This window comes from Fontimonas thermophila, from assembly GCF_900113085.1.
Taxonomy (GTDB): Bacteria; Pseudomonadota; Gammaproteobacteria; order Nevskiales; family Nevskiaceae; genus Solimonas; species Solimonas thermophila.
In genome coordinates this window covers 1-7,698 of sequence record NZ_FOOC01000026.1, presented here as the reverse complement: position 1 = coordinate 7,698, position 7,698 = coordinate 1, and the positions used below count along the sequence as shown (strand labels likewise).

At 60.1% G+C, this 7,698-nt stretch carries 6 protein-coding genes; 5 read left to right on the top strand and 1 reads right to left on the bottom strand.

Annotated elements, in window-relative coordinates; genetic code table 11:
• The 4 genes from BMZ48_RS12800 to BMZ48_RS12785 all read left to right on the top strand — a co-directional run.
• Nucleotides 1–337 (top strand): integrase core domain-containing protein (locus BMZ48_RS12800; protein WP_143383639.1); only part of this gene is annotated, 337 nt, incomplete at its 5' end.
• A 26-nt stretch (nt 338–363) separates the two neighbouring features.
• Nucleotides 364–2,862, top strand: coding sequence for a TonB-dependent receptor (locus BMZ48_RS12795; protein ID WP_091536010.1), 2,499 nt, complete (start codon nt 364–366; stop codon nt 2,860–2,862).
• Between the two features lie 6 nt (nt 2,863–2,868).
• Entirely contained in the window at nt 2,869–3,951 is a 1,083-nt protein-coding gene (locus tag BMZ48_RS12790; RefSeq protein ID WP_143383705.1) for a class I SAM-dependent methyltransferase, read from the top strand.
• A complete protein-coding gene (locus BMZ48_RS12785) occupies nt 3,948–5,738 on the top strand; it encodes a tetratricopeptide repeat-containing sulfotransferase family protein (protein ID WP_091536006.1) in 1,791 nt (596 codons plus the stop codon). Before BMZ48_RS12790 ends, BMZ48_RS12785 begins: the two co-directional genes overlap by 4 nt.
• A gap of 33 nt (nt 5,739–5,771) precedes the next feature.
• On the opposite strand, the gene BMZ48_RS12780 is transcribed toward BMZ48_RS12785, so the two are convergent.
• The gene (locus BMZ48_RS12780; RefSeq protein WP_091536004.1) at nt 5,772–7,082 is read right to left on the bottom strand and encodes an aspartyl/asparaginyl beta-hydroxylase domain-containing protein; all 1,311 of its coding nucleotides are present in this window, start codon (nt 7,080–7,082) and stop codon (nt 5,772–5,774) included.
• A gap of 280 nt (nt 7,083–7,362) precedes the next feature.
• On the opposite strand from BMZ48_RS12780, the gene BMZ48_RS12775 reads away from it, so the two are divergent.
• Nucleotides 7,363–7,626: a ComEA family DNA-binding protein gene (locus BMZ48_RS12775; RefSeq protein WP_091533435.1), complete on the top strand. Its 264-nt coding sequence runs from the start codon at nt 7,363–7,365 to the stop codon at nt 7,624–7,626.
• The last annotated feature ends 72 nt before the right edge of the window (nt 7,627–7,698 follow it).

Sequence of the window (7,698 nt, the reverse complement as noted above, 5' to 3'; positions counted from 1 at the left end):
GCGCTCGCGCGGGCTGCCGCAGGTGATCCGCACCGACAACGGCAAAGAGTTCTGCGGCAAGGCCATGGTCGCCTGGGCGCACGCGCGTGGCGTGCAGCTGCGTCTGATCCAACCAGGCAAACCGAACCAGAACGCCTACGTCGAGTCGTTCAACGGCCGCCTGCGCGACGAGTGCCTCAACGAACACTGGTTCACCCACCTGCTGCACGCCCGGACCGTCATCGAGACCTGGCGCCGGGAGTACAACGAGGAGCGACCAAAGAAGGCATTGGGCGGACTGACACCGAGCGCCTACGCCAGGCAACTGGCATCGGCTACCATCCAACCCGGACTCTAGATCGAACCGCTACTGAAGGTGGGGGGATGTCGGGCGCGCTGCCAGTGTCGGTTATCGATCGGCAGACCATCGAGACCAGCGGCTTTACCTCGCTGGGCGAGCTGTTGCGCAACACAGTGTTCAATTCCACCGGAGCGTTCCGGGCACAGTCGGGAAGCTCGGCGCAGTCGCTGGTCGCGGTCGATCTGCGTGGCTTGGGATCCGAGCGCACGCTGGTGCTGATTGACGGCCGCCGCGCGCCGAAAGCGCCCTTTGCTCCTACTGCACAAGACCTCAATGCGGTGCCGCTTGCGGCCATCGAACGCATCGAAATCCTCAAGGATGGTGCTTCGGCGGTTTATGGTTCCGATGCAATTGGCGGCGTGATCAACATCATCACGCGCAAAGACTTCCAAGGCGTCGAAATCAGTCATCAGCTACAGGGAACCGCGCGCAAAGGAGGTGACGTCGAACAGGGGTCTGTCACGATCGGGATGAACGGCCAGCGTGGCAATCTGATCGTCGGAGCCTCGTACTTTCACCGTGACATCATTTTTGCCCGCGACTCCCTGCTGGCGGAGAGGGGCGCCAGCTTTTTCTCGAACAACCTGATCTTCGGCGTTGATACCAACGACGATAACGTCACCGACGAGTACGTGTACGCACCGGTTCCAGGCGGTTGCCCGAATTCCGATCCGGCGTTCTATATCGCGCCAACAGGGCTGTGCGCGTACGACTTCAATCTCGTTGCCGCCGACGAGGCGGAGACCCAGAACCAGGGCTTGTTTGCCCGTGGTGTCTATGAAATTACCAACGACTGGCGCATGACCGTCAACGCCAGCATCAATCGTGCGAAGTCCTTCGGACGCTATGCGCCCTCGCTTAACGATATTCCCTTGACGGTCCCGCTCGACAATCCGTTCCTGGATCTCGATGCGCTGGGATACACGCCGGGCCAGATCACGACACCGATCTACCTGTATCACCGCTTTGCCTCGCTGGGAAACCGTGACACGACGACCGATGCCAATGTTTACGACTTGACTGGCATCTTCTCCGGCAGAGTGTTGGGTATCGCCGATGTTAACGTCGGTGCTCGCTACAACGAGTACAAGTACTTCGAGACCGGACGTTTCTTCCTCGCGCTGCCGGTGGCGCAGAGCCTGCTGGACAACGGGACCTACGATTTTCGTGACCCCAATGCGACGCCGCCCGAGGCGGTGGCTCCGGCAAAGACGACGACCGCCCGCGAGTCCACATGGATCACGCGTGAAGCGTTCACCGACGTGCAGGTGCCAATGTTCAGCCTGCCGGGTGGCGAGGCCAAGCTGCTCGTCGGGTTCGAGTACCGGGAAGAAGATTATTCCGATCTGTACGACGCGCAGTCGGAGGCCGGCAATGTCGGCGGGTCAGCGGGCAATTCGGCCGGTCTCGACCGGAGGGTGCGCGCGTTCTTCAGCGAGGCCCTGTTCCCGGTCCTGAGCAATCTGGAGATCACGGCCGCGGTGCGTCGCGACGATTACTCCGATTATGGCGCCGACAATTCGCCAAAGGTCGGTATTCGCTACCAGCCGCTGGACAAGCTCACCTTGCGTGCCTCATGGGGGGAGGGTTTCCGCGCGCCCACCCTGGACATCCTGAGCCAGAAGCCCGCCTTCTCGGCCGAGCCGATCACCAACGACCAGCCGACCTGCGAGTTCTTCGGCTTCACGTGGGACGCGAGCACCAACACGTGCCGGAACGGCATGGGTGGTACCCAGTCCATCCAGGTCAACGCCACGCAGATCTCCAATCCGGATCTGTCTTCGGAGCAGTCCGAGCAGTATTCACTGGGCTTTGCTTATGACGTGACCGAATGGTTTGACTTCTCGCTGGATTACTACAATATCAAGATCACCGACCGCATCGACGTCTTCTCTCCCGAAGAGATCCTTGACGCGCTGCGTGTCGGGGATCCGGTGCCGTCGGCATTCGTCGTCGAGCGCGGGGGTCGTACACCCGATGATCCGCTGTACAATCCGAATGCCCGTATCACGAACATCACGTTCGGATTCGCCAACTCCGGTGAGCTCGAGACCAACGGCCTCGATTTCGAAAGCAATCTCCGCTTTAACCTCGGCCAGCTCGGTAACCTGAAAGCGATGGCGCGGTACGTCAAGATTCTCGAGTTTTCCATCGACAACGGGCGCGATCTCACTGGTGATCCCGGCGTTCCTGATACTCGTGCGACGGCCGCGGCGCAGTGGGACATCTGGGACTTTGCTGTCACCTGGAACACCAACCTGATTGGCGATCAAGCTCAGGCGGTCGGCGTGGATCCGGGAACGGGCGGCATCCGGCGCACCGGCCACATCGGCACCTATATCACACACGATCTGCAGGTTGCCTACACGGCACCGTGGAACGCGACGATCACGGTCGGTGCGATCAATCTGTTTGACAAGGAGCCTTCTGCGAAGTCGGCGCTCGACGGCCGTGATTACAATTTTGCCCTTTACGATCAATATGGCAGACAGCCGTATATCCGATACACACAGCGGTTCTGATCGCAGTTGGGTAACACTCGGAGGGCCCTGCGGGGCCCTCTCGTTTTTATGGAGGATGAGAGGGTGGGTTCAGAAGCTCCGGTGGAGCTGATCTCCCGTGCCCGGGCCTGGACGCGGTATTGGCAAAGCGGTGCGAGACATGCGTGCGCCGGGTCGTTCCAAGGGCATTATGGAGAGGCCACCCGCGCATTCTGGCGCGCGCAATTTGCAAGAGTCGGGGTCGGCGATCGAGTGCTGGAATTGGGTTGCGGCAACGGCTCCCTGATCCAGTGGTGGGTGCAGTGCGGAGCGCCGTGGCCAGATGCAATCAATGCCGTCGATTTAGCAGATTTGGACCTGCACTGGCTGGCGCAACTGCCGGCCGAGCTGCGCGCACGCGTCCACGTACACGCGCGCACATCTGCGCAGGCATTGCCCCTCGCAGACGCCAGTGTGACGCATATTTACAGCCAGTACGCGCTCGAATATTTCGCCAACGAGCGTTGCTGGCAGGAGCTTTTCAGGGTCATGGCGCCACGCGTGACCGTGGCTGCCGTGGTTCATCACCGGGATGGATATCTGTGCCGGCTCGCGCGCGAGGAGGTTTTACACTGCGACTGGCTACTGTCGGAGCAAGGGGTGCTGGCACAGGCTGCCGCCTTACTGCCTTGGTGGATTGCCGCGGCGGATCCGTTGGTGCGACAGCGGATCATCGGCCATGCCAAGGCCGAGCAGGCGCGTGCCGAATTCAACAAAGCGATGGCCCAACTGAACGAACGCTGTGCGCGCACGCAGTTTCCGGATTTGCTTCGCGATACCGCAGAGCGGATCATGGCGATACTGCAAGCTGCCCCTACCTTAGGTGGTACCACCGCGCAGTGCGCACTGGATGCATTGCGGGCGGATCTGGCCGACAATCGTCTGCGTGTCGCCGAGCTGGTCGATGCCGCACTCGATGCCGGAGGGCTGGTTGCTTGGCAGCAGCATTTTTTGACAGCGGGTTTTTCCGTATTCGATGTATCCGAGTTGATCGAGCGCGATCACTTATTCGGTTGGACTATCGTCGCCAGCCGCACCCAGGAATCGAGACAAACGGGTAGATCACCATGAATGGAATCTCCATCGAGGAGTCGAGGCGGAATCTCGATGTGGCATTCCGCGAACTCAAGGCCGGTCGATTGAATGAGGCGCGGGTTGCTTTTACCCGCTTGTGCAACGATCCGGGCTGTGGTGCGGACGCTTACCGCGGTCTTGCGGCGATCTGTTGGCGGCAAGGGCAGATGGCGACTGCGATCGAATACCTTCGCCAGGCCGTGAGTCTGGCGCCGGATCATCCGGATGCCCACGCCGATCTGGCCTTTGTCCTCATGGCGGCTCGCCAACTTGCGGCAGCTTTGCCCCACATGGAACGGTTGGTGGCCTTGCAACCGCACAATCCGGATGCTTGGCACAACCTAGGAAAACTTTTGGGTGATTTGCGCGAACTCGAGTCTGCTCGCCAGGCATTCGAGCGCTCGTTGCAGCTCGCGCCTGACCGTCGCCCCACTCTGGTGACATATGCGCGCACGTTGGCGGCGTGCGGTGATGATGAGGGAGCAGAAAGAATCTGGGAGCGGATCATTGCATTGCAGCCGAACATCGCCGAGGGCTATCAGGGACTTGCGGAGGTACAGTTTGCGCGCGGACATCTGCATCGCTGCTTGGAAACCTATCGCCGCGGGGTACAAGCGGTTCCGGATTCTCCCGAGATGCACATGGGGCTGGCGCAGCTCACCGAGGATCTAGGGGATCGGGAGGGTGCAGAGCGTTCTTTCCGTCAGGCGTTGGCGCTCAGGCCTGATTGGCCGATCGCACTCGAGGGTCTTCTCACACTGATTCGGGATCGTGCTGAGCCAGAACTGCTGACGCGTGCTCGCGCCATCGTCGAAGACCCACGACGGCCGCCACAGGACCGTGCCAATGTCGGCTTCGGTTTGGGGAAGGCACTCGATGCGCGAGATCCCGATGCGGCATTTGCAATCTGGACGCTGGCCAACCGAGCGCGCCGCGAACAGATCGGGCCATATGACCGCGACCGTCTCACCCGCAGGATCGATCGCACGATTGCAGCTTTCTCCGATGCGCAGTACGAGCGTCTGCGAAACGCGGGTGATCCAGATCCGCGGCCGGTGTTCGTAATTGGGATGCCAAGGAGCGGCACGACGCTGGTCGAGCAAATCATCGCAGCGCATCCACAGGCCCACGGTTATGGCGAGCTGCCGGAGATAGGCAGAATCGCCCGTGAGCTACCGCGCAGGGCGGGTTCCATCCAGAAATGGCCCGAGGTGCTATCGGTAGTCGATGAGCAGGTCTTGAAATCAGCGGCCGCCGACTACTTGGCGAACCTGGTGCGCCGAGAACCTTCATCGGCGATGCGATGGATCGACAAGGCGCCACTCAACTTTTTTTACGCTGGATTGATTGCTTTGATGTTCCCGCGAGCAACGATCATCTGGTGCCGGCGCGATCCGCGCGATGTATGCGTGTCCATCTACGGAGAAAATTTTTCTCTGGACCAGGGATTTGCGACCGATCTGGCTGACCTGGGTTACTTTTATCGGGAGCACATGCGTTTGATGCGGCATTGGTGCCGCTTGTTCGGTGAGCGTATCTATGAATGTGTCTACGAGGATCTCGTTGCGGCCCCAGAAGCTGGAACTCGCCGACTCATCGACGTGGTGGGTTTGCCTTGGGATGATGCCTGTTTGGCATTTCACCGCAATGATCGAGCCGTGCTGACCCCGAGCCGCTGGCAAGTACGTCAACCCATGTATGCCCAGTCGGTCGGGCGCTGGCGCCGCTATGCGCGCCACATCGGTCCGTTGCTCGAAGCACTCGGAGATGAAGCTCCCGCCTGAAAAAGCCCATGCAGCGGCGCTTGCGAAGATGCGCTATACCCTCGAGCATTCGCGATCGAAATCGCCGAGTACTGGGACCATTGCCGTAAGAGCTTCCCGCTCTGCGTCGGTCAGGTGAGGATTCCAGGCATCGAGAATGAGGACGACACGCAGAGCCTCACCACGATTCCAAGCCTCGTGCTCGAACGTGTCGTCGAATGCGACGATTTCACCCACGCGCCATTCGTGGATCTCGCCGCCGACGTTGAGCGCACACCCGCGAGGCACGATCAACGGTAGATGCAGCACGACACGTGTGTTGGTATCTCCATGGTGCGGCAGGATGTGCGTCCCCGGCGTCAGTAATGAGAAGCAGACTTCCGGGGCATGGTCGCGGATATGGGCCAAGGGACTCGAATCCAGGAGAGCCGATGTGGTGGGGCAACGTCGGTGATTTTCATCCCAGCGCAAGCCGTGTCGGTAGAAAAAGAACGCATCCCAGACGGGTTCTTCGGCACGATCGTTCTGTAGATAACCGTTAAGCGATACCCCTGTGTTCGTGCCCAAGAAAGGTTCAAATCCCTTGGCCTGCTCAGCCAGGACCGTAATCAGCTCATCGTGGATGGCAGAGGTCGCCTCCTCCAGGGCCGAGACCCATGGAAACATTTCTCTGGATAAGTAGGGAGTCGTAGGGAGTCCGGGAAAGAACAAGGCCTTGGGCCTCTGGCGTGGGTCATTGGGGATGATCACGTGCTCCCCGAGGTATGTGGCCACACATTGCTCGACGCGTGCCAGCGCTGCCGAGCCGTGACGTTTCCGGATTTCGGATAGCGCATCGTCAATGATTTGTCTTCGTGTACGCCGCACGTACTCGATCGCCCGTTTTACATCATCTAGAAGGAATGGAGCTGTGCTGTTTGTCGAGATCCACAAGCCGCGTTTTTGTGCCTCGGTGATTGCTCGGTGATACGCCACTGCGGCTGCGCGTGGCTGACCGATTGCGTCCAGCGCGTGTCCCAGGAATAGTCGGGCGACATGCCGGTGTGGTTCGGCAGCGACCGCTGCGGAGAGCGCCTGAACGGCTGCATCACAGTGGCCGGTCCGAACCCATACGATGCCGAGTCCCTCTTGCGCCAATGCCATGTCCGGGTTCAGCTCGGCCGCGTGTTTCAGCAGGCGGAGTGCCGCAGGATGATTTCCGCGCAATGCCATTCGTGTGCCGACGAAGCCCAGGGCTTCGTCGTGATCCGGATCAATACGCAGGATCTCTTCATAATGTTTTTCGGCGATGTCCGGGCGACCTCGCTGTTGTGCTTGGCGCGCCGCGGTCAGCAATTCAGATGCGCGATTCGATGATCGATCCATGGGGTTGGCCTTGTCGTAAGCCGCATACGGTTTTTTTCATCAGCAAACGATACTGCAACATCGCCGACGTAGCTTCTTACGCTCTTGTTGTCTGATATCGCGACCTGAGTGACCAAGATACTCTCTTTCGCAATGCACAAAGCGCGATTGCCGTCAATTATCCGTTTGGTGGGGTGAGGACTAGCCGATTGGGGAAGTGTGTTGCGCGGCGTGCTGGGGTAGGGTGGGCATGCGCCTGGTGTGGGCGTGGCAAGAAGACGCAAGAGTGGAGGGACAAGACATGAATACGTGGTTCAAGGCGGTGCTGGTGGGTGCGGGTTTGGTGGTGGGTGTGGCCCATGCGGGTGTGGTCAACATCAACACGGCGGATGCGAAGACCCTGGCGAAAGAGCTCAAGGGTGTGGGTCCTGCGAAGGCGGAGGCGATTGTGAAGGACCGTGCGGAGCGGGGTTTGTTCAAGGCGCCGCAGGAGATCACGCGTGTGGAGGGGATAGGTCCGGCGATTTACGAGCAGAACAAGGACAACATCAAGGTCAAGGACTGAAGCAAAACGGCCTCGAGGGAGGGTTGCAGGCGAGCTTTGGCTCGCCTTCTTTTTTGAAGCGGGGATGGGTTG

Bases quoted from the DNA above. Each gene is read 5' to 3' on its own strand.
- BMZ48_RS12795 (WP_091536010.1), top strand. From the start codon at position 364: ATGTCGGGCGCGCTGCCAGTGTCGGTTATCGATCGGCAGACCATCGAG.
- BMZ48_RS12775 (WP_091533435.1), top strand. From the start codon at position 7,363: ATGAATACGTGGTTCAAGGCGGTGCTGGTGGGTGCGGGTTTGGTGGTG.
- BMZ48_RS12780 (WP_091536004.1), bottom strand. From the start codon at position 7,082: ATGGATCGATCATCGAATCGCGCATCTGAATTGCTGACCGCGGCGCGC.
- BMZ48_RS12785 (WP_091536006.1), top strand. From the start codon at position 3,948: ATGAATGGAATCTCCATCGAGGAGTCGAGGCGGAATCTCGATGTGGCA.